The organism is Microcoleus sp. FACHB-SPT15 (assembly GCF_014849525.1).
GTDB lineage: Bacteria > Cyanobacteriota > Cyanobacteriia > Cyanobacteriales > Coleofasciculaceae > Symplocastrum > Symplocastrum torsivum.
In genome coordinates this window covers 1-25,391 of the sequence record NZ_JACJNU010000012.1, presented here as the reverse complement: position 1 = coordinate 25,391, position 25,391 = coordinate 1, and the positions used below count along the sequence as shown (strand labels likewise).

At 46.0% G+C, this 25,391-nt stretch carries 13 protein-coding genes and 1 pseudogene; 3 read left to right on the top strand and 11 right to left on the bottom strand.

Going from position 1 to position 25,391, the window contains the following annotated elements:
• Positions 1-231: 231 nt before the first annotated feature.
• The 7 genes and pseudogenes from H6F98_RS04720 to H6F98_RS04690 all read right to left on the bottom strand — a co-directional run bounded on the left by H6F98_RS04720 (position 232) and on the right by H6F98_RS04690 (position 14,130).
• Complete coding sequence (locus H6F98_RS04720; protein WP_192217517.1) at positions 232-1,968, bottom strand: mechanosensitive ion channel domain-containing protein; 1,737 nt, start codon at positions 1,966-1,968, stop codon at positions 232-234.
• Positions 1,905-3,176, bottom strand: a pseudogene (locus H6F98_RS04715) (ABC transporter substrate-binding protein); the annotation flags it as partial. The pseudogene H6F98_RS04715 and the gene H6F98_RS04720, both read right to left, overlap by 64 nt.
• A gap of 26 nt (positions 3,177-3,202) precedes the next feature.
• The gene (locus tag H6F98_RS04710) at positions 3,203-4,537 is read right to left on the bottom strand and encodes an IS701 family transposase (RefSeq protein WP_192217515.1); all 1,335 of its coding nucleotides are present in this window, start codon (positions 4,535-4,537) and stop codon (positions 3,203-3,205) included.
• A gap of 221 nt (positions 4,538-4,758) precedes the next feature.
• The gene (locus H6F98_RS04705; protein WP_192217514.1) at positions 4,759-5,247 is read right to left on the bottom strand and encodes a GAF domain-containing protein; all 489 of its coding nucleotides are present in this window, start codon (positions 5,245-5,247) and stop codon (positions 4,759-4,761) included.
• Between the two features lie 16 nt (positions 5,248-5,263).
• Positions 5,264-6,490 carry a hypothetical protein gene (locus H6F98_RS04700; protein ID WP_192217513.1) on the bottom strand — a complete coding sequence of 409 codons (1,227 nt, stop codon included), beginning with the start codon at positions 6,488-6,490 and terminating at the stop codon, positions 5,264-5,266.
• Positions 6,491-6,649: 159 nt separating this feature from the next.
• Positions 6,650-10,669: a nitric oxide synthase oxygenase gene (locus H6F98_RS04695; protein WP_313929795.1), complete on the bottom strand. Its 4,020-nt coding sequence runs from the start codon at positions 10,667-10,669 to the stop codon at positions 6,650-6,652.
• A complete protein-coding gene (locus H6F98_RS04690; RefSeq protein ID WP_192217512.1) occupies positions 10,615-14,130 on the bottom strand; it encodes an AAA-like domain-containing protein in 3,516 nt (1,171 codons plus the stop codon). Before H6F98_RS04690 ends, H6F98_RS04695 begins: the two co-directional genes overlap by 55 nt.
• Before the next feature lie 211 nt (positions 14,131-14,341).
• Between H6F98_RS04690 and H6F98_RS04685 the strand changes: the two genes are divergently transcribed.
• Positions 14,342-14,944, top strand: coding sequence for a Uma2 family endonuclease (locus tag H6F98_RS04685; RefSeq protein ID WP_192217511.1), 603 nt, complete (start codon positions 14,342-14,344; stop codon positions 14,942-14,944).
• A gap of 254 nt (positions 14,945-15,198) precedes the next feature.
• Here H6F98_RS04685 and H6F98_RS04680 read toward each other — a convergent pair whose 3' ends face one another.
• Positions 15,199-17,040, bottom strand: a complete 1,842-nt coding sequence (locus H6F98_RS04680; RefSeq protein WP_192217510.1) for an AAA-like domain-containing protein — start codon at positions 17,038-17,040, stop codon at positions 15,199-15,201.
• A gap of 395 nt (positions 17,041-17,435) precedes the next feature.
• Here H6F98_RS04680 and H6F98_RS04675 point away from each other — a divergent pair, with 395 nt between their 5' ends.
• Positions 17,436-20,306 (top strand): PAS domain-containing protein, encoded by a 2,871-nt coding sequence (locus tag H6F98_RS04675; protein ID WP_192217509.1) that lies wholly within the window; start codon positions 17,436-17,438, stop codon positions 20,304-20,306.
• A 167-nt stretch (positions 20,307-20,473) separates the two neighbouring features.
• Here the strand turns inward: H6F98_RS04675 and H6F98_RS04670 are convergent, their stop codons facing one another.
• The 3 genes from H6F98_RS04670 to H6F98_RS04660 all read right to left on the bottom strand — a co-directional run bounded on the left by H6F98_RS04670 (position 20,474) and on the right by H6F98_RS04660 (position 22,887).
• Positions 20,474-21,436, bottom strand: coding sequence for a protochlorophyllide reductase (locus tag H6F98_RS04670; RefSeq protein ID WP_192217508.1), 963 nt, complete (start codon positions 21,434-21,436; stop codon positions 20,474-20,476).
• Between the two features lie 73 nt (positions 21,437-21,509).
• Positions 21,510-22,274: a DNA polymerase beta superfamily protein gene (locus tag H6F98_RS04665; RefSeq protein ID WP_192217507.1), complete on the bottom strand. Its 765-nt coding sequence runs from the start codon at positions 22,272-22,274 to the stop codon at positions 21,510-21,512.
• Positions 22,275-22,389: 115 nt separating this feature from the next.
• On the bottom strand, positions 22,390-22,887 hold the full coding sequence (locus H6F98_RS04660; RefSeq protein ID WP_192217506.1) for a hypothetical protein: 498 nt from the start codon (positions 22,885-22,887) through the stop codon (positions 22,390-22,392).
• 455 nt (positions 22,888-23,342) lie between these two features.
• Between H6F98_RS04660 and H6F98_RS04655 the strand changes: the two genes are divergently transcribed.
• Positions 23,343-25,229, top strand: coding sequence for a family 10 glycosylhydrolase (locus H6F98_RS04655; protein WP_192217505.1), 1,887 nt, complete (start codon positions 23,343-23,345; stop codon positions 25,227-25,229).
• Positions 25,230-25,391 lie beyond the last annotated feature (162 nt).

Here is a 25,391-nt window from a genome sequence, read left to right as displayed (position 1 = left end):
TGACTCTCGATTTTCGTTATAGTAATCAGCAGTCAGCTTTGGGTCAAATCGGCTCTAGCTGGGTAACGCTCTTCTCCTGTTAATGTCCTAACATTTGTGGCGACTGCTATCTTCCAGAGTTTGAGTGCGCCAGTTGAGAAAGGTTAAAAAGCTTACTGTAGCTAGAGTGAGTGTCTGGCAACGCATCAACAGCAAGCGATGGTCTACAGAAGCTTATCAGTGCCATTCAAGTTAAGCTTCTTCTGCGCCGTCTAGCATGATTTGGGCGATCGCATCAAAGGTATTTGTCCAGGCTTGCTTGACTTCTTTCGTCCAACCTTCTTTAAGATACTGCTCAAAGGTTTGCAGCAAGGCAGCGCCAACTGCTGGATAATGTTTTTCGATTACCCCATAGCCTTTATGTTTGGCTCCTAAATCTTGCAGGATGGGAACTAAGTGATCGGGATTGCGGACATTTTCAACTAGAAGAACCAGCGCACTGAGCAGTTTTTGCTGCTGTTTTTCCATGTCGGTGTTGCTAAACATCGAGCGCAGTTCTGGGTTGCTTCTAAACAGATGGCGATAAAAACTTACTGAGAATTCAGTTGCATGAGGCTTAATTTTTTCAAAACTACTCTCAACTAACTCAACCTGAGTAGGGGCTTTTGGTTGTACAGGAGCAGTTTGTTGTGGAGCGATTTCTGGCTGTAACGGACTTGATCGGGTTGGATGGTGAATCTGATCTTCAGGGGATTCGACCAACGCCCAGTCTGATCGGGTTAGAGTTTTGGGGGAATGAATGGTAATATTCGTTGGGGTTTCCAGCTCAATGCCCTCTTCTTCAAAAGCTTTCCAGAGGTGGCGATAAATCTTGTCTCGAAGGCTGTTAATTGCCAGAGGGTCATCTGTCCAGAACTTGAGCTTGTAGAGGACTCCCTCCTGACCGAAATTGACGATTTCAACTTTTGCCGTCAAACTGGTGGCGATTTTGGAATTTTCGCGAGCAGCATTCACCAAAATAGCGGTTATGGTGTCAGGCGAGTAGTCATAGCCAAGCAGCACCTCGATCTGAAACCGGGCCATGCGGCTTCTGCGCGTATAAGAGGTGAGAGCTGCATTCCAAAACAGTTGATTGGGAATCACTAACTCTACGTGATCTCTGGTCTTGATCGTCGTGGCACGCAGGTTAATTTCTTCAACTCGTCCCATCTTGTTGTTGAATTCAATAATATCCCCTGGACGTAGGCTGCGCTCAAACAGCAGTATGATGCCGCTTAGGAAGTTGATCACAATATCCTTAAGACCAAAGCCGATGCCCACCGCTAACCCGCCAGAGATGGCAGCGATCGCAGTGGAATCGAGTTTCAATTCACTAAACGCCACAAACAGCCCTAAGCCAATCAAAAAGTAACGCAGCAGGATTAGCAAACCATCCAGCGTTGCTTCGTCTACGTGCAGGCGATTGAGCAGCAATTTACGTAAGAATTGCGCCAAACTGCTCACTCCGGCGAACCAGAGATATAGCCCAATCGATGCCGCGAATAAACCGCGTAGGGTGATGGTGGTTTTAGCAACTGTGAAGAGTTGGGTATCTCCCAACAGTGAAATTTCACTAAACAACCCTATGAACTGAATCACGGCGTAAGTGATAAAGAGCGGCAGCAAAAAACGTACCACCAGCGATGCATGAACCTCTTTTCCACCCATCAACAGGACAACTGCCGCGATCGCCCGATAAACAACAAACAGAGAGACCAACGGTAAAAAGAACGTCGCGATTAAATTCAGGTTCCAATGCCCTGAACTGGGAAAAACTTGCACCAGTAGCCAGAGCGTTCCCCACAGCAGCAATGGAAACAAAAGCGCACGAGACAACTCAGTGCCAATTCTGACCCACTCGTAGGAGTGGAGTTGCAAAAAGGTTGTCACTCGGTGAAGCGCTGGCTGAAATTGCTGATGAAGCGATTTAAGCCGCGAGCGATCAACCATACTAATAACACCACACCAGTAAAGAGAACGATTTGTAACCAAATAAAAGGACGGTGCAGAATTTGCCATTGAATCCGAAATAGCTGAAGCAAGTAATCAGCTTTTGGCGTGATGTCAGTTTGTACATTGTTGCTACTTACTGCATTGGTTATTGAGGCAGACCCATTAATGACTTTACCCTCCGCAGATTGGTTGAGCTGATTAATAAACTGACGTGTTCCCTCAATGGGAAAGATATCTCCCTGCATTACCTGGGTGTAAATCGCATTCCCATAATAAACCAGGCGATTGGTTTGATAGCGGGACTGCGTGATCGGAATTGGAAAACTGTTTTGGACTTGCTCGATCAAGCTCCGTCGAATCGGCAAGAGCCTTCGATCAACCAATACTTTAGGATTGATGGGAATAATAATCGCGTTTTGAGCAGATTGGAATGCCAACTGTTGTTCCCGACGAGTCACGAACTCTGCAAAGTCGAGTGCCAACTTTTTTTGGGTAGCCGATGCATGAACATTCAGCACCAGGGAATCCGTTACTAAGGCTGGAGAGGCACTATTCAAGTGACCCGGTAATACGGCAACGCCCAATTGATTACCCATTTTTTTCTGTAGTGCTGATAGCTCAAAAGTCCAGCAAGGAAAATACGCAACCTTGCCCGCTGCAAACAGGTCAAATAAAACGTCGCGACGGTTATCTATATAAATATTTGGAGCTTGCTGAGCATTCTTGAGCCAACCTAGCCAACGGCTTAACGAATCTTCCTCAAGCGTAAATTGGTCAACGGAATTAAAGAATGTACCGCCCATTGCACCAACTCCCCAAACACTATTCAAAAAGCTAGGGTCAATGGCAATCCCCTTACCCTGATTCGCTTGAGCCAACACTGCATCCAACGTTGTTGGCGGGTCAGTCGTCTGGTCATGGTTATAGCAAAGTGCCATGGTTTGAAAGCCAAATGGAATACCATATAAGTGTTTGTTTTCTGTTCGCAACGATACCAGGGCTTTGGAATAAAAATTGGACGTATCCAGGCTATATTTTTCTAAATCTTCAATAATTCCTGCTTCAATTAGGGAGGGCAGCACCTGATCGGGTACGATCGCTAGATCAGGTCCTAGCCCTTGACTCATTCGCTCTTTTAAAAAGGAGAAGTAATTGAGCAGCCCTTCGCTGGTATGAATCACTTCCACATTCGGGCGAACAGTCTGATAGTTCTTAACGCTCTTTCATCACTCTAGGCAGAAGAAAATAAGAAAGCTGGCTCAGGCACGGTGAGGGGAACCGCTCCATTAAATAAATTCATCAACCCAATCAGTCGCTCAAAGCCCACAGATAAAGCGGGAATAGGAAATACCTTCAACCACGGTTTAATCAGATTAAAAGAACCGAAAGGTTGTAGGACTAAGCGTAAATTGTTCAGGAGATTTTTCCAGCCTTGTCCCTCATCCCACCAATCATGAGTTGAAAATTTTTTCAGGACAGATTTAGTAATATTATCTTTAGGGGAATGTTCATGAGGATTAAGAACATTAGCATGAAGACTTACCAGAAGATAGGCACTCATAACCACTTCCCACCACTTCTGTATTTGGGCATAATTGGTCACGCGAAAGTCTGCCCATCCGAGTTCGTTCTTGCTTTGTTTAAGTCCATACTCAACCCAGTTTCTTAACCCGTATAGATTGCCGACTTCTTTATATTTAACACCAGGGACTTTCGTCATCACATACCAAGTAGAGTTCTTGGGTAGAGTCTTGGGGTCATCTGTAATTTGCCAATATTGCATCTCACGACGCTTACCAAAAATGATTTCCCGGATATAGCGTTGTTGAGTACTGCCATCGGAAAATACACGCTCAAATTTACGCCACTGGTTTTGTCTAACCCTTTGTCCTGGGGGCAACCAGGCGGTGTGATTACTCCGAATAGCCACCACAAAATTTAGTTTTAATTTATTCAATACACTGACAAAGTTGCCATCACTTTCACCATAAAGACTATCAGCTAATACCAGCTTGAACTTAAACCCCATTGCTTGTAGCTTTTGAATTAATATCGCGGCAATCTCTGGCTTTGTTCGATAGGTATCTCCCTGTTCTAATCGTTCTTTTGGCTTGTAAACTTCAAAAATCAAGGGGAAAGTCATACCCTCAATTAATCCATAAGCCGTTACAGCTACTATCCCGTTCTCTACTTTACCTAGGTTGCCAATATACTGGCGTTTGACATAATCGGTTTTGTTCCCCTTTTTTCGGTCTCCTGTTTCATCTATAATTAAGTTGATTTCTCGACCTTGCAAGACTTGCAGAATTAACTTTAATCTCTGTTCTCTTAAGTCTTCAACTTGCCAAGGTGATTCGCTTACGAAATGCAGCAGAGATTGTTCATTCTTTAGCCCCACAAATTTCCCTATCTCAGGCAATGATTTTCGCTTAATGTCCGAAATCATACCCACATGAAGATACTTAAAAGCTTCATAGCTTCTGACTTCTGGAAACAACTGTTGATACCATTGACAGTATTCATCCACAAATTTCACGGTTGGAGCAGCTTGACGTCGCTCTGTCATAGGCTGATTCTGGCTTTGGGCAGTTTTCAGCCCATTATCCTCTGCCTAGAGTGATGAAAGAGCGTTAATCAGAATTTCTATGTCTTGATTGGCGTAGGACGACCAGATTGTGAGTATTTGATGCTCAGAATTTACCGAGACTCCACTACAAGCAGACAGCAACACAGTTAAAGCAACAAGTAGAAGGATGAAGATTCTCGCTGTAGAGGAACCAAAATTCTTCATGCTCTATATGTAGTTGCTGCCGCGATCGCAACCTGAACTAAACAGTGGTCTTCTTCACAGGCGTAATCGGTAAAAAACACTAAAATTCCAATGCTCGCTTGATCGTAAACAACTGGAAATCCAAATCCAGCTTTGACATTGAATGCTTTCGCAATTTGGTTGCGAAGAAAGTAGTCTTCTGGCTGCGTAGCAACATCGTTAACCCACTCAGGCTGGCGCGATCGCCAAATTCTTCCTGGCAATCCTTGATCGATTGATAAAACGAACTGTTCACTACAGGCTCTAAATTTTTCAAGAGCATCTAGGCGATCGCTACTTCGGTTTGGATGGCAATACCAAAATGGACTGAGTTCGAGCAGTGTTGTTTCTGGATTTGGTATCCAAACTTCGCCATAGTCCCAGTTAATCGCTTGGCAAACACAACTGAGAGCGGCAGCGAAATCAGGATGAGGCATCGAGATATCTGTAGAAACAGAATTAACCATAAACTCCAGGTATTGATCAAGAGTTCCAATTCACTGTGTAGAAAAGTAGAAAAACAGCACTCATGCAAGCAACATATAAAAGAGGATAAATCATTCGGAAGTTTGTATTAAGTCTTTTGGATAGAACGTCTTTTTGTACATGCTCTTTCAAGTAGATGATTGTACAAGACATGATTAAACTCAGGATTAGGATGAGAACAGTCACACCGAAAACTGCATCGGTCAAAGTAATGTAATTTACAGCAGGAATTTCTCTGGCTAGAGCGAACTTGAGAGTAATTGTCGTCAGAAGTAATATTATTGTCCCAAGGACTCGCGGAGCAGTATGAGGAGCCGTTTTAGTCGGGTCAATCCAGGTTACAGCCGCCGCAGCAACAAAAATGATAAATAGTGGGATAAAAAAGTTAAAAATGACGTACTGCGGTTTATGCTGAATGTGCATGAATATAAGAATTTGTGGAAAACTGACTTTGGAATCGAGACGGCTAAAGCTTCTCGTATTAGCATTCAGCTTTTTCAGCGACCAACGTCCAATAATTTGCTGTGATGGGTCTGGGGAATTAAATTTAAACTCTCGAAGACTGAATGCGACGGCACTGAGGTCGTCTAGGGCAGAATTAATAGCTAGAGTGAGTGTCTGGTTACTAAAGGGAAAAGTGTGGACATCTGCATCAAATTTGACCACATCATTAAACTGTTCGTAGACTCTTACCCAACCGTTAGAAGCAACCTGAACCGAACGATTTTGTGTTTCTCGCGGCTGAATTTCATTACCAATTGTAAAACTTGGTGACCAAATTTTTCCTAGTATCAAATCGACATCATTACCATTAAATTTTAATGGCGTATTTGTCTCTTTATTATTAGGTGTGAAAGCCAATCGACCGTCTTGCCACTCTAAAACAACTTCTGCTGATATGTTGTAGGTTTTCTCTGGTAGGTTAATTTGAGAAACGGTGTTTAATCTCACATCAACAAAAACAATGGTCGGCTTATAAGGACTGGGCTGACGCACCGAGTTTGATACTTCAGTTTGCCAGGAGGAGTTATTTACTGATTCTGTTTGAGCAAATTGTTCAGTGACTTGACTGACAAGCTTGAACTCCGGCTCTGATTTTGATGCAATAGTTCGATTCTGCCCTTGTATATTTGATGCATAAACCTGGTGGGCATGAGCGATGATACACCATACTATTGTCAGAACACAGACTAATATAAATTGGCGAAACCCAAGTCTTTTCATTCCTAATAGCAGTTTTTTTCCCTGATGTGTTAGACAAAAATTAGTAGTGACGGATTAAAGAAAAAATTAGGCGAGTGGCGAATCTGCAAGGACATAATCTATCAAAAGATGTACAAGTTCAAAGTCAGACTCACCCTCGCCTAAATAGGCTTGCCCAGATTAGACCAAAACAGTCTGGTTTGGATCGGCAGATAATTGCTCTCTGGGCTGCTTCACCCGTTCCAGCCACTTTTCGGCTTTGGAGTAGTTATCTTTTTGCAACTGTTGGATGGCTTGTTTGAAGTTGAGTTGCACACCCCATACATCGGCATGGAAGCGTTTTTCTTGCTTCATTTTGTCGAAAAATTCAACGGCTTCAATGTGAGAAAGTTTGCCCTCATTTTTGGCGATCGCCAAAAACACCTCGAACACATCATCCGCCATCTTCGCGTCGCCGCAGACGTAGTAATGACACTGAGGATGGCTGAGTGACTGCCACAAGGCTTGTGCGTTCTCTTGCATTAAGCCTTGCACGTAAACTTTCTTGTCGGTGAGACGGGAGAAAGCTACTTGCAAATCTGTCAACACGCCCTGATTTTGCCAGGTTATCAGTTGTTCGCCATACAGAAAATCACCGTGATTGCGACAGCCAAAGTATAGGCAGGCCTCGCCCAAGGTCGTTCCCTGTTTCTGTAAAGCTTCCCGGTATTGCAGGAAGGCAATGAGTGGCGATACGCCTGTACCAGGACCAACCATCAACATCGGTGCTTGCGGATCGGCAGGGGGACGGAAGCCAGAGGTGCGAACCCCAATGCGAACTTTTGAGCCAGGTTGCAGTCCGGCTAGATAGTTGGAACACAACCCCTGGCGCACTTTGCCAGCATCGGTAGTAACTTGCAGCACGCCAATCGTCACTTGAATTTTGTCAGGATGCAGCAACGGACAGGACGAGATGGAATAGAGGCGTGGCTTTTGCTTGGGCAGCAATTCCAACAGCGCTTCCAGCGTAATCGTTGCTGAAGGAAATTCATCAAACAAATCGGCAACGCTCATGAAATTATCAGAGATAGTTTTCTTGAGCGTCACAGCATCAGGATTGTCCTCACCCTGCCGCAAAATCTCTAGCCAGACTTCCAGGCGTTGTTTATCTTGGGGATTCTGAGCGGATGAATACAGGTAAGTGAGCAGATCGTTGAAGGGTTCCCGTAATGATAGATCCAGTTCTTCAGAGAGCAGTTGACCCACGGTAGTCGGAACTGCAACAGGGGGCTGATCGTCGGTGGTTGTGCCGTCTGGATTGACGTAAGAAGCCGTAAAGTACGTATTTGTCGTCACACCAATGCGATCGCACAGGCGGTTCACTAGTTCGGGTGGATTGCAGGGATGAACCGCTACATGATCCCCTGTTTCATACTGCAAATCGGTTCCTGCAATATCAAAGACAATATAGCGAGTGGAACGGCTGCCGGGGATGACTTCTTGCAGCAGTTCATCGTTGGCAAGGATGGGAACTTCAACGCCGCGATCACCACTGATTTGCACAGGTGCAATAGTTGCCGCTTCTGCTTCGTTTAGGAAGATAACGGTAAGTTTAGGAGCAGCAAAATTGGTCGCGTTACCTGTTGTTTCGTCTGCACCCAGCACACGGGAAATTAAGCCTAACCACTGCTTAAAGGTATCAGCTTGACCTTTAATTTCATCGCCTTTATGCATGGGGACAGCACAGTTTGCCCCGGCTCTCGTCAGGGCTTTATCAACTGCGATGCCAGCCGCGCAGAATTTTTCATACACCGTGCTGCCAATCCCTAACACGGAGTAGTTCAAGCCATCGAGCGCTCCCGCAGGCTGTTGTTTCACCCATTGCAAGAATCGCTTGCCGTTACTTGGCATTTCGCCATTGCCGAAGGTGGAGGTGATAATCAGCAGCAACTTCTCAGAGGCAAGCGTATCAACAGGATATTCATCAAGTGCCATCACTTTAGGACGGAATTGCTGCAACTGACGAGCGGCTTTACGGGCAAACCCCTCTGCGGTTCCCGTTTCAGAGGCATAGAGAATCAGAATGCGATCGCGCTTATCGCCGTCTTCATTCGCAACAGCCGTGAGCTTCTCTAGATCAATGCCATCTTCCACGTCCCAGCGATCAGCGGAATGGTGATAGGCAGGTTCCAAATAAAAATCGCGCATCTGGTGATGCCACACCGGACAAGCACTGCCACCTGTAGCAGGAACAACCCAGCCCCAATCACCCGGACATTCTCGTCCCGCTTTCTTTTCGCGTAAATCATGGGTTAAGAACTGGCGAGACGCAGTTTGGTGATCGACCATCGTCACCTTGGCTTTCTGGAAAGAGTGAAGGATGGCGATGTTGAGTTCTAGGGCAACGCGATCGCGCCACAGGGTTTGCTCCGAACTGGTGTCCAGTTTCAGAACTTTCGCGATTTCCTCCATCTTGTTGTAGCGGTACTCATCGAGGAAATCGCGCATGATTTCGGTGTCCATATACCAGCCATTGAAGGGCATACAGCCATATTGGATACCACCAATGTGAACGGAGAAGTTGCTGATAGCAGGAATCGCATACCAACGCATTCCGATGTCTTTAAACTCTGGAACAGTGGGATGCTCAATATGCACTTCCAGCACTTCTTCGCGCTGCCAGTGGTACATCTTCGGCTCCTGACCGGGAACCTCAATCACCAGTGGTAAAATGTCATAGGCGCTGCGCGGTTCGGGCGGTTGCCAGCCAAATTTGATGATGGCGTTAGTCAATGCCAGGTTGGCTGGATCGCCCATTACACTACCATCGGGCTGCTCGTATGCTGCATAACGATAGAGTTGGGAATTCCAGAAGCGCGGACCCCAGCGTTCTTTGGGTAGCTTGGGACGAAAGACGCTCATCGTAATCTGCAAATTGCCACCATTCGTCGCAAATTTGACGTGTTCGTGACATTCGCGGAACATTTCATCTGGATCAGTGACGTGGCGGCAATCGCGTATCACCATATTGTTCCAGGCAATCCGTCCAACGCACTTGGAGGCATTGCGCCATGCTACCTGCGCCCCGTAAGCCAGTTCCTCATAGGTGTGAGTATAAGTGCCAGTTGCTTTCACTTCCTCGCGAATTTCTTTCCAGCGCCGCTCTTTGTCCTCCGGTTCCCAGGCTTGTTCACCAGAAATCAGATCGAGGAACTGCTTGGCTTTCTTGAGCAGTCGCTCCTGGTTGAGCATGGGCAGCTTAACAACATTGATTACCCGATCAAGCAACGTTTGCCATCCTTGCCGTAGTTCAGGGGTAAAGTCGGGGAGATACCGTTCAAACAGAGCAAACATGGTCTCGCCAATGGCAGGATAGGCACAGGTTGGCACATCAGCGAAACTATGAACCTGTCCCAAAAACCGCAGTTCTCGTAAGATTTCATCACTGCTGCCACTTTGCAGACAACGCACCAAAAACTCCAATGCCTGAAACAGGTGCAGTGAGAGATAATCCATGTCTGCCCGACCAAAAATCGGCAGAACAAACGGATATTTCTCAAACAAGATCTGGTAAAACTCCATGCCCATCTGCTGCTTGTTCTGGCTAAACACAGACCAGGACTCTGCCATTTTTTGCAGCATTTCAGGGGGTAAGGCTTCGTCGTAGCGCCGGACTGCCTTTGCCATCGGCAGAATGATGTAGGTATTGAAGAACTTGTAGAGGGCAGAGTTTGCGCCTTTTTGCAAATCCTCGCGATCGTAGTCTTCCAAATAGGGAATAGACGGCAGCATCCACATCCACACTTGTCGCGCCTTCACCCAATGCTCAGGACGCATCCCTACATCGGCAAATAACCTGCCATAGTCTTCAATGGTGTCCAATCCATCCCCTTTTTCCGGTGGCACTCCCATTAAAGGTTCGCCCACAATCACTTGCGTCTCTGGTTGAAGCTGGTGGATGGCACAGTCAAACAACTCATAGAAAAAGTCGCTCATACTGTCGAGCGCTTCCCCAAACAGATACTCAAGCTCTGGCTCTTCCAAGAGCATCCGCTTCAGGAATTTCTCCATCTGCAATTCTTTCCACGCCCGCAGCTTGTTCCAGACATCCTTAACGATCACTTCGTCCTGCGGGGTGAGTGGTGTGGGCTGAGGCAGCTCAATCTCTACTGGTTCTGCTGTACCTTGAGATCGAGCTGGAAAATTCGCTCTAAATTCCACAAAATTGCGGTTCTATCCTGACTTGCTGAGGCAATGAACGTCCCATTAGGGCTAAAGGTAACTCCGAACACCCCATCGCTATGTCCCTTTAAGGTTTCAAGCTCTTTACCGTCGTAGCTCCAAAGTTTAACCGTGCCGTCGAAACTGGCTGAAGCGATCGTCTTGCCATCAGGGCTAAATGCTACTCCGAATACGCCATTTTTGTGTCCCTTAAAGGCTCTGATTTCTGTACCGTCGCGTCGCCAAAGTCTCACCGTGCCATCCATACCTGCCGAAGCGAGAGTTTTTCCGTCGGGGCTAAATGCCACTCCAGCCACCTGACGGCGATGGCTTGTTAACGTATGTAGAAGCCTGTAGTTGGGCTTTCCAGATGCGATGGTATTATCCCACTGCCAAAGTTTGACTGTGCCGTCCACACTAGCTGAGGCAATGAGCGTTCCATCATGACTAAAGGCAACTCCGTTAACGTGATCGCTATGCCCTTTGAGAGTTGCCAACTCAGTACCGTCAATCTTCCAAACTTTAACTGTTCTGTCCTCGCCCGCCGAGGCGAGTGACTGCCCATCTGGATGAAAATCAACGGTGAAGACTCTACCCTGATGTCCGGTGAAAGTTTGGAGTAAGGTTCCGTCAGCTTGCCACAACCGGACTGTGCTGTCATAACCGCCTGTAGCAATGGTGTCTCCGTTTGGGCTGAAATCTACTCCGAAAACTTTATCAGCTTGTTTGGGGAAAGTGCGAATTAAGCTACCATCAAGCCGCCAAAGTTTAACTGTATTGTCACGACTGGCGGTGGCAATTGTCTTGCCATCAGGACTAAATTTTACGGTGTAAATTGAGGCTTGATGTCCGTTAAGAGTTTGGAGCAAGCTGTCATCAAGCTTCCAGAGCGCGATCGGGCCATCCCAACTGGATGAGGCGAGGATTTGTCCGTCAGGACTCCAAGCCACTCCAGAGACGGTATCTTTTGCGGCTGGCAGGGTTTTTACAAGAGTCCCGTTAAGCTTCCAAAGTTTGACTGTTCTATCAAGACTTGCCGAGGCGATTAAACGACCATTCGGGTTAAAAGCGACTTTGCCTACTGCATCACTGTGTCCAGTTAGGGTTTGGACTAATGTGCCGTCAAGCTGCCAAAGTTTGACTGTTTTATCCCAACTCGTCGAGGCGATGAGATTTCCTTGAGGGCTGAAGGCAACGTGCTTAACTCTATCCGTATGTCCGGTGAGGGTTCTTATCAGTTTACCGTCTGTACTCCAGAGTTTAATCGTTTTATCTTTAGAAGCAGATGCAATGGTTTGACTGTCAGGGCTAAAGGCAACGCTGTCAACTTCATCTTTATGTCCGGTGAGAGTTTTCAGCAGTTTGCCGTCTGTACTCCAGAGTTTAATTGTTTTATCTTTAGAAGCAGATGCAATAGTTTGACCGTCAGGAGCGATCGCTACTTGTGCAACTTCATTAGTATGTCCTTTTAAGGTGTGCCACAACGTATAGTTCGGCTTTAGGTTTGGTGATTTTGTACTCGTTTTGCGCCAAAGTTTAACGGTGTTATCCCCAGAACCGGAAGCAATTAGCTCTCCTTTGGGGCTAAATACAACTCCCCAAACTGTCTTGTTGTGCCCTTGAAGTGTTCCCAGTTTTGTACCGTCTTTTTTCCAAAGATCGATGGTTTTGTCGGCAGAAGCTGAGGCAATGAGTTCGCTATCAGGGCTGAACGCTACATCATTAACTACATTGTCATGCCCAGATAAGTGGTTGTACTCAACCGCTCCATAAACCGCCTGATGGAGAGCCTCCTTAACTGAGTGCTGGATATCTGCGTCTGTAACACCTAACTTTTGCAAACGTCGCTGTGCGGTGATGGCTTGTACTAGTGCGTCTAACTTTTGATTTGAGGCGAATAGCGCTTCGGAAGATTTGGCGATCGCTTTTATCTCGCTGACAGCAGTTTGTCGATACTGAGAGTAAGTTACCACTCCTAACCCACAAGCAAGCAACAATGCCTGAGAGAGTACAACTAGCAAGAACCTTTGTCTTCTTGCTGCTTTTTTCTCTTGAGCAAGTCTTTTTTGTTCCTCTGTAAGTCGGGCTTCAACTTCTTTGAGCCTAGCCGCTTCTAGTGCCTGTTGCACTTCGATCCTATCTAATTCTTCAGACGCGGCTAAAAATTGATAATCCAAATCACTTAAACTTTTACCCCGTGACCAAGTTTGAGCATCAATTAATGCTTGTCCGCGCAACAATCGAGAAGAATCATTTTGCTTTGAAGTAATCCAAGCATTGAATGATTGAGAGTAAGGGCGCAGAGAATCTAATTGTTCTTCTACCCATTCCAAATCGAATACGTTCTGATAGATAGGATTTTTTACCTTGAGAAAACCCTGCTGTTTTACGACCAAACCAGATAGCAGGAGTTCCATTTGCTCTCGCGAGTCATCGGTTGGCACACCCCTTTGCCCTCTGCTAACCGAAGCTTTAGTGAGGAGGGGTTGGGGGGGTTGTAAGATTTTTTGATAGATGCCGAGTAATCTAGCAGCACGTTGGGAGTTTCTCAAAAGGCGATCGCGTATTGTCCTCAAATGCTCCGGTTCGTCTTGACTTTCCCAGTTGTCAATGATGCGCTTTAACACCAACTCTTCCACCCAACGCACCTCATCCCCAGCAGGAATTGCATTGGATGGATTTGTTGCCATCAGGGTAAGCTGGCACAACTTTTGTGTTAAAAATGGCTGTCCCCCTGTCCAGTGCAAAATTTCAGCTAACAAGGCTTCTGGTTGACTGGCAATCCTCTTTAATCCAGGCATCAGGGGCATTGCTTCGTGTAAATCAAATCCCCTTAGCTCAATTGCCCGTCCGATATTAAACGGTGTGCGGTTTTTGTCGGCTATTAAATCTGGCGGTGTTGCGACTCCTAAAAGGGCAAATGTTAGCCGTTTATAAGTTGATTTTTGAGCGCGTTTGTTGTGGCAAGCTCTGATTAGAGCAAAAAAATCGTCAATCGGGAAGCCTAAGCCCAGGAGACTATCGATTTCATCAATAAAAATTACGACATTTTGCTGAATTTCTTCTAGTAAAACGGTTTCTAGAAATTCACTCAGGCGGCTGACTAAGGATAGGTGGGTGCGATCGCGCCACCAAGCTCGTAAATTAAATTGGAGTTGGAAGCTATTGCTGAGAGAACCGACAACAGAGGCATACCACTGCTCTGGGGTTATCTCTTGAGTGCCAATCGCTGTGAGATCGATGACTCCGCAGCAAACGCCTTCAGATTGCAAGCGGTTCATCGTTTGCACCCAAAGCGAAGACTTGCCCATCTGTCGGGAGTTGAGGACGTAACAAAATTCACCCTTAAGTAATGCCTCATACAACTCATCATCAGCTTGACGCCTGACATAACTAGGGGCATCAATCGGTAGACTCCCGCCAACTTGATACTCATAGGATGGACTTTGGGCGGTGAGCATGATGAAGCAAAAGGTAAAAGCTAAAAGTCAAATCTTATACTTGGCGATTGGAAATGACAGTCAATTCAATCTAACATCAGGATTATTTCTAGTTCCTCAAAACAAGAGATTTTTCACCCAGTGTACGATTGCTTTAGTCGCTAAAACTAGGAGCGGATAAGCTCAGGGTATTCTGTCACTACTTCACCCCTACACCAACTGAGGAAAAACAATGACGACGCTGCTAATTCAGAGCATGAGCGTCCCACTGACGGTCAATCTCCCTGCTATCAAATCGATGAGTGTTGAACAATTTTACGAATTCTGTCTAGCCAATCGCGATTTGAGAATTGAGCGTACTGCCAGTGGGGAAGTTATCATTATGCCGCCAGCTTTTTCAGATACCGGGAATCGAAACCTTAAAATTGCTCAGCAACTTGCGAACTGGGCAGAGCAAGATGGCACAGGTGAAACGTTTGACTCCAGTGCAGGCTTTACTCTGCCGAATGGGGCAACTCGCTCCCCTGATGCCTCGTGGATTAAACTAAAGCGCTGGAATGCTTTAACTGAAAAACAAAAATCCTCATTTGCTCCGATTTGTCCAGACTTTGTGATTGAATTACGGTCTTCTAGCGATACTCTTAGTGGATTGCAAAACAAGATGCAGGAATATATTGACAACGGTGCATCACTGGGGTTGTTGATTGACCGCAAGAATCGAAAAGTCTACATCTACCGTCCCAATCAAGAACCGGAAATCTTGGATAATCCCGAAACAGTGAGTGGCGATCCAGAGTTACCAGGATTTGTCTTGCAGATGGCAAAAATCTGGTAATTGATAGGATTATTTATAGGATGAAAAGCTTAAAGAGTGATTGCCGACTCCATCACACAAATGTCGTCCTTTTCCTTTTTAATTACTGTGCAGCGTTTTGAGTTTTGATTCCATTACATAGAGTGCGATCTCTTTCTTCTACATCTGCATCGAACAACGTTTGCCTCTCCAAAATCAACTGAGACAACATAAAACAACTAAGTAGCCCACACTTGAATTTCACACCGTAGAGTTCAAACTCTTCCCCAATCCCATCAAAGAGTAAGTTGGTACAGCGGTATCGGTTCTTCAATCCCCTCGAATTGCCGTTGCCCTATTTCGATGGGTTGTAGGGGAAGATAACTTCTGACCGCTTCATAGACTGTCTGGGAAATACCAACGCAACCGGGCGAAGTTTCAGCTTGTACGCGAGTGGCAATGATAACCCCAGTTCCAGTGACATCAGCGTAATTGAAAATAACATCTCCAAAATGGATGCCAATTCGATAAGTTAGCCTCGGCTGAGACGTGGGTGGAGTTATCTGTATGAATGTCAGTTGAATCTCTTGAGCGCAATTGACAGCATTGATGGTACTAGGAAAGTAAAATAACAACCCATCGCCAAAAGATTTGAGAATCTGACCTTCATATTGCTGAGCTAATTGGGAGATGACCTGAAAGTCTCGATCAAGTAGATTCTGCGTCTGTTCAGAGTCAGCTTCCATCTTCGCTGCTAAGTCAACCGCATTTATAGAAACAATCGTAGTGAGACGGTGTTCTTGGATTAAATTCAACCGTAATTGACCCAGCTGATCGCTAAAATACTGACGATACAACTCGCAACTGGGCACAACCTGGCTATCGAGGAAGCGCACGACGCCCATACTTTGCAATTTAAAAGTTTGGATTGGATCTAATTTCACGGGGGTTGGTGACATCACAACCCGCGCCAATCCTGTCACCAAATCGGGATATTGTTGGAGATTCCACAATTGGCGTCGCAGATAGTCACTGTAAATACCGTCTTCAGTCGTCGCGGTTTCTAATAGCTGCTCAAGCGTGATGTCTTGGCAGCTAATATGATGCAGTGCCACCTGTACTAGATAAGGGTTTCCACCAATCAATCCCATCAGGTATTCTACCTTCTGGGTTCCCCAATTCAGTTGATACCGAGTCGCTAAATCTTGTACCTGAAGCGGGGTAAACTCTGGCAACTTAATCGATAATCCGACATTAAAAGGTGATTGATTGATGTTGAGCGGGATATAAACTTCCGTAGAATGAACCACCACTAACCGCAGTTTTTGCCAAACATCGCTACTCTTGTCGGCATACTTGGCTTTCTGATACCAAGTTCGCAGCAAGCCAAAAAAGTCGGTGGCAATTTTGGGGTAATTGAACACCACGTCCACGTCATCTAATGTCAAAACGAGCGGAGTGTCAATTTCTGCTAACAGATAACTCTCGAAGTAATCGGTGCAGTTGTAATTGCTGCCAAAAACGTCATCCCAATACTCGCTTAACCGATTCGGTAGTCCCAAACTCCGAGAGACAACTGCACAGAACCACCGCAGAAATTGATTTAGAGTCGCGAATACATCGGCATCAGCCAGTTGCAAGCTCAACGTAACCGTCTTAAAATTGTGCGATCGCGCAGAGTCGAGAATCCTGATCATCAAAGAAGTTTTGCCCATAAGCTTGGGAGCTTTGATCCGAATCAAAGCCCCAGGCTGCAAAATGGTTTCATCGCAAAGCCGCTCAATAGGGGGACGCTCTACATAAAATGGGGAATCTAGAGGAACTTGACCTTTGAGCATGACTCTAGAGCCACTCTCTAGATTGTCAGAGTCGGGATTGGTATAGTCGTCAAGGGACAGAGTAAGATTAAATGCCCTGAAGTAAGACTCCAAAGTCTGCCGATCTACAGCAACTTGGCGATGTTGTACCTTGGCGATGGTATTGGGACTCAAGCCGCTCAGTTCACTTAATTCTTCCAAGGTGTAGGAATTGCCAGTATTTTCTTGAATTTCCCACTGGCGCTGTGCCCTTTGCAAGCGTTGCCAACCTTGAAGCGTGAGAACGACACCCCGCTTCCGCCGTGATGGTTGACTTCTCATTAATATTCGCTCAATCTCCTTGAGATCCAACAGGATTTAGCTGATTTTTTTTATTTTGGCAGCTTTCTACTCATAGTATTTGTCTTATTGAGCGATATGGATGTTAATTCGCTTATCTTGTGTGCTTATCTTGTGTGCTTAACTTGCAATCTTTACTTGAAAACATCTGACTACGGATGCAATCTAGTAGTAGTTCCTTTCAAGATTTGCATCTATCTTTAGAGGGTCTGCAAACATCTCGCTACAGATGCAATCTAATAGTAGTTTCTTTTAGGGTTTGCATCTATCTTCAGAGGGTCTGAAAACATCTCGCTACTAAAGCAATCTAGTTGGAGTTAATTTCAGGGTTTAGCATCTACCTTTAGATAGAGTTTTAAGTTTTTAAGATAATCAACATGATAATAGCGGAATTTTTTATTCCTCACGGACACTGCTATCTCTGGAAGCCTGAGTTAGTAGGGTTACATATTGTCTCAGATGCTTTGACAGCAGTAGCGTATTATTCAATTCCGCTAATGCTTACTTATTTCGTTGCCAAGCGGCGAGATGTACCTTTCAACTGGATTTTCCTGCTGTTTGGTGCTTTCATCGTTTCCTGTGGCACAACCCACATTATAGAAATTTGGACACTGTGGCATCCTGACTATTGGTTATCGGGTTTGGTCAAAGCCTTTACTGCCGTCATCTCTCTCTATACGGCATCAGAACTTGTTTCGTTACTCCCCAAAGCCTTGGCAATGCCTAGTGCGGCTCAATTTGAAGCCGTGAAAAACGAAATTCAAGAGCGCCTGCGAACAGAAGCTGAACTCCAGCAGGCGATCGCGCAACTCAAGCAGGAAATGGCTGAGAGGAGGCAGGCAGAGGCGGCGCTGCGAGAGAGCGAAGAACGTTTGCAGCTAGCGTTAGAAGGTAGTGCTTTGGGGTGGTGGGATTGGAACATTACCACAGGGCAAACCTATTTCGACTCCTATTGGAAGAGAATGCTGGGGTACGAGGTAGAGGAGATTGAGAATAATTACCAATCCTGGGAGCGGCTGATGCATCCACAGGATAAGCCCAGGGTAATGGAAGTGTTGAACGCCTATCTTCGAGATGCGCTTCCCCTTTATGAAGTGGAATTTCGGATGCGCTCAAAGTCTGGGCAGTGGAAGTGGATTCTGAGTCACGGTAAGGTTTGCGATCGCGATGAATCGGGTGCGCCTATGCGAATGCTCGGTACACAAAAAGATATTAGCGATCGCAAACTTGCAGAGGAACGACTCAAACATAGTGAAGCTAACCTGGCAACAGCCCAAAAAATTTCCCATATCGGCAACTGGGAATTTGATGTACTCACTGGGGAAATTACCTGGTCAGCAGAGAAATTCCACATTCTAGGTCTTGACCCGACTCAACCCGAACCGAATTACGCCGAACTGATCGAGAAGATTCATCCCGATGACCGAGAACCATTTCAACAAGCTACCTCACAAGCGCTCGCATTAGGGACATGCTACGAACTGGACTATCGAATTGTGCGCCCTGATGGTCAAGTCCGGTACATCGAGGGAAGAGGAGAGGCTGGTGTTAATGAGCAAGGGCAAGTGATTCGACTGTTTGGAACAGCATTGGATATCACTGATCGCAAACGGGTAGAAGAAGCCTTGCAGGAGAGCGTTCAACGAGAACGAGCGATCGCCAGAGCGATTCAAAGAATGCGCCAAACTTTGGATATTGAAACGATTTTCAGTGCAACAACAGAGGAATTGCGGCAGTTGATTAACTGCGATCGCGTCTTGATCTATCGTTTCAATCCCGACTGGAGTGGAGAGATTGTTTCCGAGTCTGTAGGGACTGGGTGGATTTCGCTATTGCAGGAACAAGCCCATAACCCGAATCTGGCACACACTAGTCTAGAAGATAATCGCTGCGCTGTGAAAAAATTCGATAGTGCCGCAGGATGCGATAGCGTTCTTAATACTTCTTTCCCAGTGCAGGATACTCATCTGCAAGAAACCCAAGGCGGTGCGTACAGTCGAGGAACAAGTTATGCAGTAGTCCAGGACATTTACAAAGCCGGGTTCAACTCTTGTTACCTCAACCTCTTACAGCAATTTCAAGCCAGAGCCTACATTATTGTCCCCATTTTCTGTGGCTCTAAACTGTGGGGGCTGCTCGCGACTTATCAAAATTCTGGCTCCCGCCAATGGAAAACAGCAGAAATCAATGTGGTGAGTCAGATTGGCAATCAGTTGGGAGTCGCTTTGCAGCAAGCTGAATTATTAACGCAGGTTCAAAAGCAGTCAGAAGCACTGCGACAATCGGAAGCACGAGAACGAGAAAAAGCACAAGAGCTAGAGCTGACTTTAGGCGAACTGAGACGCACCCAAACTCAATTGATTCAAAATGAAAAAATGTCCAGTTTGGGGCAAATGGTGGCGGGAGTTGCCCACGAAATTAACAATCCCGTCAGCTTTATCAAAGGCAATCTTACTCCTGCCAGAGAATACTTCCAAGACCTGCTAAGACTGCTTGAACTCTATCAGCAAACCTACCCGAATTCCACACCAGAACTTCAGCATTTAGCTTCTGTGATCGACTTGAACTTTCTGGTAGAAGATTGGTCAAAACTGATGGATTCGATGCAGGTGGGGACTAAACGCATTGAAGAAATTGTGCGATCGCTCAAAAGCTTCTCTAGATTGGATGAATCGGAGCAAAAACTGGTAGATATCCACGAAGGCATTGATAACACCTTACTAATTTTGCAGCACCGACTTAGGGCAGTAGGTGGGCGTCTTGAAATTGAAGTGATTAAAAACTACGGTCAACTGCCCCAGGTGATCTGTTACGCCAGCCAATTAAATCAGGTATTTCTAAATCTATTGAATAATGCAATTGATGCTCTGGAAAATCAATCGTCCCCACGAGTGATTACCATCAGCACATCAGTATCGGGCTATCAGCAGTCAGTTCCCAACAACAAACAACAAATAACAAACTACATTATCATTCGTATTGCAGACAATGGTTCTGGCATGAGTGAAAAAGTGCGCCAGCAAATATTTGACCCGTTTTTTACGACAAAACCTGTAGGAAGGGGCACCGGATTGGGATTGTCCATTAGCCATCAGATTGTAGTAGAAAAACACAAGGGTCGAATCAGTTGTATTTCTGCCCCAGAGAAAGGAACAGAGTTCATTGTGGAAATTCCAGTAACCTGTAATAGGGATGTGACCCACAACAGAGCAGAAACTTCACTGCTTAAGCAGCTAATTACCACCTAACAAATCTTACATTCCTGTATGGTCATCAACACCATACAGAGTTTATGCCTTAATCGTTGTTTCCTGCTCCTGTTCTGGCAGTTTTGGGGTTTCCTCCTCTTTTGGGCGAGGAGCAATTAATCATACAGGCTGAGCGGCACCAACACTAACACCCAGCCCATGTCCTGTCACGATAACCCAACCAACTTGGCGCTTAGCTCCCACATGCGATCGCCTTTTTCATCATCACGGGCTTGGGGAGAGACTCTTTGAACAAACGACTTGCCATCTTTCTTCTGTCGATTTCCCCAACTCCAATAGGCACCCGATTGATTGTACTCAGGATCAGCAACCACTACCGCGACTCGCTCACCCGCCAACTCTTGAGACACGTATCCCCCCGTGATATTTTTCTGGAACCAGGGGAAGAGTTTTTGAAACAGCGGATAGTGGTTTCTAAATAGCGGCGTGTCGGCAACACATCCTGGGTAGAGAGAACTGAAGACGATGCCTGTTGAGTCGTGATAGCGTCGATGCAGTTCCCGCATAGTCAGCACATTACAGACTTTGCTGTCTTTGTAAGCTTTGACGGGTTCAAAGTTCTTGCCATCAATCATCGAGATTGGCTCTTTAAATCCTTCTGTAAAACCCTTGAAATCGCCCAAGTCTGGACGTGGCGGAATCTTCCCGCCCAACTCGTCCGGATTATGCGTTACGGTTCCTAAAATGACGAGCCTCGGCTCCGTAGCTCCTGAATTCTTCAAATCCTCAAGCATGAGGTTACATAAGAGGAAATGACCCAGGTGATTTGTGGCAACGCTTAACTCAAATCCTTCTGGGGATCGTAACGGCTCCTTTAATAAAGGCATATAGATTGCAGCGTTGCACACCAAAGCGTCTAGAGACTTGCCACTTGCCCTGAACTTATTGACAAACTGCCGAACGCTCTCCAAAGAGGCAACGTCGATATGCATGATGGTGTAGCTGTCTTGCGGCATTTCCACCATTTGGGCAACGTTTTGTGCCTTCTCTAAATCTCGACAGGCCATCACCACATGCCATCCTCTTTTAGCAAGGGCTTTCGCAGCGTACAAACCCACTCCCGAAGAGGCACCCGTGATTACGACCGTTGACTTCTGATCTTGTGCCATTCTGTTCAGACTTCATTGACCGTTGTTGACTCTCTCTATGATCTCACACGGCTGTAGCCATCAGATCTTTAATTTACTGATTCGCCATAGAGCCAATCCGCAAACGCACGAGCAAGTCGTTTAGAGCTTCGTTGGCAGAAGGACTTTCGGGGAGGTGGCTAGCCTGATGAGCGGCTTCTAATTCACCTAACAGTCGCAGATATTCCTGCTGATGGAATTCTAGAGCGGCATCTTCCAAAACGGATTTTTCTGCTCTTGCCAGCTTTAGAGCAATCAAGTCAGGAATGTAGGGAAGTTGGAAACGTTGATTCAGTTGTACTAAATTTGCTTCTACCGTTCCGGTTCGCATCAAGTTGATCCCGGTTAACAAGACTCGGTAGACATAGAGTAGAGGTTTAACGCGATGTGGCTGTTCTTTTTCAAACAGTCGCCACTGTGTCTGAGCAAAGCCGATGTAGTGGTAGGCATGGTGGCGTGTGATGCAGCCAATTGCGATCGCTTTTAGTTCCTCATGTTCTGGTGTCGTGTGAACAATCAGCGGCGAATATAACTGCTCTAAAACATAGCCGTTCTTTTTCAGGAGCAACGAAAAGAACTTTTTGATATCGTGAGTCACCAAGTCAATTTCCAGCCCCTCACGGACTTCTGTGACTTCAATCGTTTCCTGTTGCGGATTGAGTCCTACCACCTCTGGCACTGGCAGAATATGACTTCCTCTCAAGTCATAGTCCGAGTCAGGGGAAGGAAAGCCGTAGAGATGCGCCCCACTAACTGTACTAAATAACAGCGGGTAAGGCTGACGATGAATTGCTGTGAGCAGGCGTTGGTCAATAACCACTAGATTGATCCGCTTGTTACTTCAGCCACCTGAATATGAATCCTTGAATAGCTTAAATTATCCTTTAAATTTGCGATCCCCATAGGGAGGATAATTGGGCAATCAAGAGGCAGAATTAAGCGGTAACCGCTGCCCGTTCAAGTGACTGAATATTAGGGATTTCAAATCGAATTGGGTTAGCTGCCCAGCTCCTAAAATCAGGTGCAAGTCGAATCAGCTTTTGCAGAATCTCATCATTAACACACAACACTAACGGGAAAGGAAACTGTTTGCGAAACTCATCCCGCACAAGGTTAGTCGCAATTAAAACTTGATCAATTGCAACGACTGATTCTAGCCCGAAAACCATCAACGCTGGAGGCGGCGGTTCCTCCATCGCGGTCAGAATCGTTGTAAATAGAGTGTTAACCGATGGGTGTAGCGTGAGTTCTTGGATTTGGACAGAAGAGAATTCTGGCAGCCGATTCACCACTCGCAGCCGCAACGAGGGACAGTTGCAGCATACCAAAATTAGTGAAAATTGACCTTGGGATAGAGTAATCGCCCGTTCCAGTTTTCGGAGCGATCGCTTGTTACTGATAGCCGAATCTTCCAAATCAAACTGGTGAGTCATATGAAAATACCAGGTGGCTTTCTAAATTACTTTTTAAAGGAAAAAAAAAGTGATGTCTTCGTAAGAATGGGTGATTTTTTAATTGCAGTATTACATCTAATTGCAGTACTACGGTTGTATGACGCGATTGCATTTGTGTATGACAACGATCTGCTTACGTATGACAACACGGCGGTTATTTCAAAATCCGGATAGATGTAACAAAGCTTAATGACATTGAATAGTAATTATCAGATTGAAAAATCTTCTGTCCAACATGAACCTTGCACAGACACTAACCCTCTGCGGTTCAACACCATTCACTAACCGTGTCTGGACTGACTTTCATCACGTCAAATCCCACCCAAATTTGCGATGCTATACTTCTTGCCCTGCAACCTTTGCCCAGTTTTACCAGTCATTCCTGATTAGTGCAAGGCGCTTGTGTCAATTGTTTAGTGTCTATCTCGCCATCTATGAAACGATTTCTCCAAAACTCTTTTACAGCCTGTGCAGATGGGCTGGTTTGGTTTAGCCGCGCTTTTGGGCGTAAGGCTTGGATTATTTTCCTGTTTATCTTAGGCATTACAGTTGCAGTACTCAAGCCAACCATTGCTCAGGCTCAGACGAGGTTTAATGATATCCAGGGGACGTGGGCACAGCCTTGTATTGAACAACTAACCCAACGGCAAATCCTTAGTGGTTATCCCGATGGCAGCTTTAAGCCGAATGCACCTGTGACGAGAGCAGAGTTTGCCGCCATGCTGGGAAAAGCCTTCCCCGATACTCCAGCCATACGAACCGGAGGCAAATTTGCAGATGTCTCGACTAACTACTGGGCGAGTGCTGCGATTCAAAAGGCTTATCAAACCGGATTTCTGGCTGGCTATCCGGGAGGAGTTTTCAATCCAACTCAAAATATCCCTCGTGTGCAAGCGTTAGTGTCATTAGCGAGTGGGTTAAAGTATGTACCCGTCAATCCCACTGTAGACACATTAAATGGAGCATTTAGTGATGTCGCTGGGATTCCGGAGTATTCTCGAAGTGCGATCGCAGCCGCTATAGAAAAAGGGCTAGTTGTTAATTATCCTGAGGTTCGGAAACTTAACTCCAATCAGTTGGCAAGTCGAGCCGATGTTGCCGCGTTTTTGTGTCAAGCAACAGGCACGGTGGGATCGATCCCTGCCCAGTACATTGCGAAAGTAGGAACACCGCCATCTGATACGGCAAAAGCAGAGTTACGCGGTGTATGGCTTACAAATATTGACAGTAACGTATTATTTTCCAGCCAGAATGTAACCAACGCTATCCAACGGCTCAAAGAGCTAAACTTCAACACCGTTTACCCTACTGTCTGGAACTGGGGTTATACCCTCTACCCTAGCCAAGTAGCAGAACAAGTTACCGGACGGGCAGTAAGATTAGTAACCCCCCTTGACGCATCCCTCAACCCGGATTTAGGGGTACAAGGGCGAGATATGCTCAAGGAAATGGTGGAGCAGGGACATCAAAACGGGATTCGGGTCATTCCCTGGTTTGAATTTGGCTTCATGGCACCTGCTGATTCTGAATTAGCCAAGCGTCACCCGGATTGGCTCACCCAAAATAGCAAAGGTGTAAAGACGAAAAAAGAAGGAACTCACGATCGCGTCTGGCTCAACCCCTTCAAGCCAGAGGTGCAGCAGTTCATCCAGGATTTAGTGGTTGAGATTGTCAACAACTACGATGTTGATGGCATCCAATTTGATGACCACTTTGGCTTGCCCTCTGACCTAGGTTACGATCCCTTTACCATTGAGTTGTACAAAAAAGAACATCAAGGCAAATCCCCCTCCACAAACCCTCAAGATGCTGAATGGGTACGCTGGCGGGCTAACAAAATTACCGATTACTTAACCAAGGTATTCCGGGCGGTAAAAGACCGTAAGCCAAACGTCATCCTCTCCGTCTCTCCCAACCCGCAGAAAGACTCCTACCAATTCTTTTTAGCAGACTGGGCAAATTGGGAACGGCGTGGCTTGGTGGAGGAACTGATTGTGCAGATTTATCGAGACAGCTTCAACACCTTTATCTCAGAGTTGGAACAACCTGAAGTTAAAGCCGCCCGCAGTCATATCCCTGTAGGGATCGGTATTCTAACTGGACTGAGAAGCAAACCTATTTCCCTGTCACAAATTCAAAAGCAAGTAGATGCTGTCCGACAGCGGGGATTTGCTGGGGTATCGTTCTTTTTCTATGAAACCTTGTGGAACAATGCCTCAGAACCATCAGACCAGCGTCAGGCTGCCTTTCGCTTACTTTTTCCGATGCCAGCCGAACCTCCTGATCTTTTAGAAGCGTTGAAGTCCTCTAAGGAGGATTAGTTGTTGGTTGTTGGTTGTTAGAAATATCCCCTTCTGCCTTCTGCCTTAACGGGACTTAGACAAAAATTAAGCCCAAATAAACCCTAAACTGGCTTTGTAAGCAGCAAACACGTCACGATTTAGGTTCAACCAATCAAAAAATCGAAAAGACATAGCTGTTCT

Coding starts and splice junctions, on each gene's coding strand:
- H6F98_RS04720 (WP_192217517.1), bottom strand. CDS start 1,968: ATGGTTGATCGCTCGCGGCTTAAATCGCTTCATCAGCAATTTCAGCCA.
- H6F98_RS04710 (WP_192217515.1), bottom strand. CDS start 4,537: ATGACAGAGCGACGTCAAGCTGCTCCAACCGTGAAATTTGTGGATGAA.
- H6F98_RS04705 (WP_192217514.1), bottom strand. CDS start 5,247: ATGGTTAATTCTGTTTCTACAGATATCTCGATGCCTCATCCTGATTTC.
- H6F98_RS04700 (WP_192217513.1), bottom strand. CDS start 6,490: ATGAAAAGACTTGGGTTTCGCCAATTTATATTAGTCTGTGTTCTGACA.
- H6F98_RS04690 (WP_192217512.1), bottom strand. CDS start 14,130: ATGCTCACCGCCCAAAGTCCATCCTATGAGTATCAAGTTGGCGGGAGT.
- H6F98_RS04685 (WP_192217511.1), top strand. CDS start 14,342: ATGACGACGCTGCTAATTCAGAGCATGAGCGTCCCACTGACGGTCAAT.
- H6F98_RS04680 (WP_192217510.1), bottom strand. CDS start 17,040: ATGAGAAGTCAACCATCACGGCGGAAGCGGGGTGTCGTTCTCACGCTT.
- H6F98_RS04675 (WP_192217509.1), top strand. CDS start 17,436: ATGATAATAGCGGAATTTTTTATTCCTCACGGACACTGCTATCTCTGG.
- H6F98_RS04670 (WP_192217508.1), bottom strand. CDS start 21,436: ATGGCACAAGATCAGAAGTCAACGGTCGTAATCACGGGTGCCTCTTCG.
- H6F98_RS04660 (WP_192217506.1), bottom strand. CDS start 22,887: ATGACTCACCAGTTTGATTTGGAAGATTCGGCTATCAGTAACAAGCGA.
- H6F98_RS04655 (WP_192217505.1), top strand. CDS start 23,343: ATGAAACGATTTCTCCAAAACTCTTTTACAGCCTGTGCAGATGGGCTG.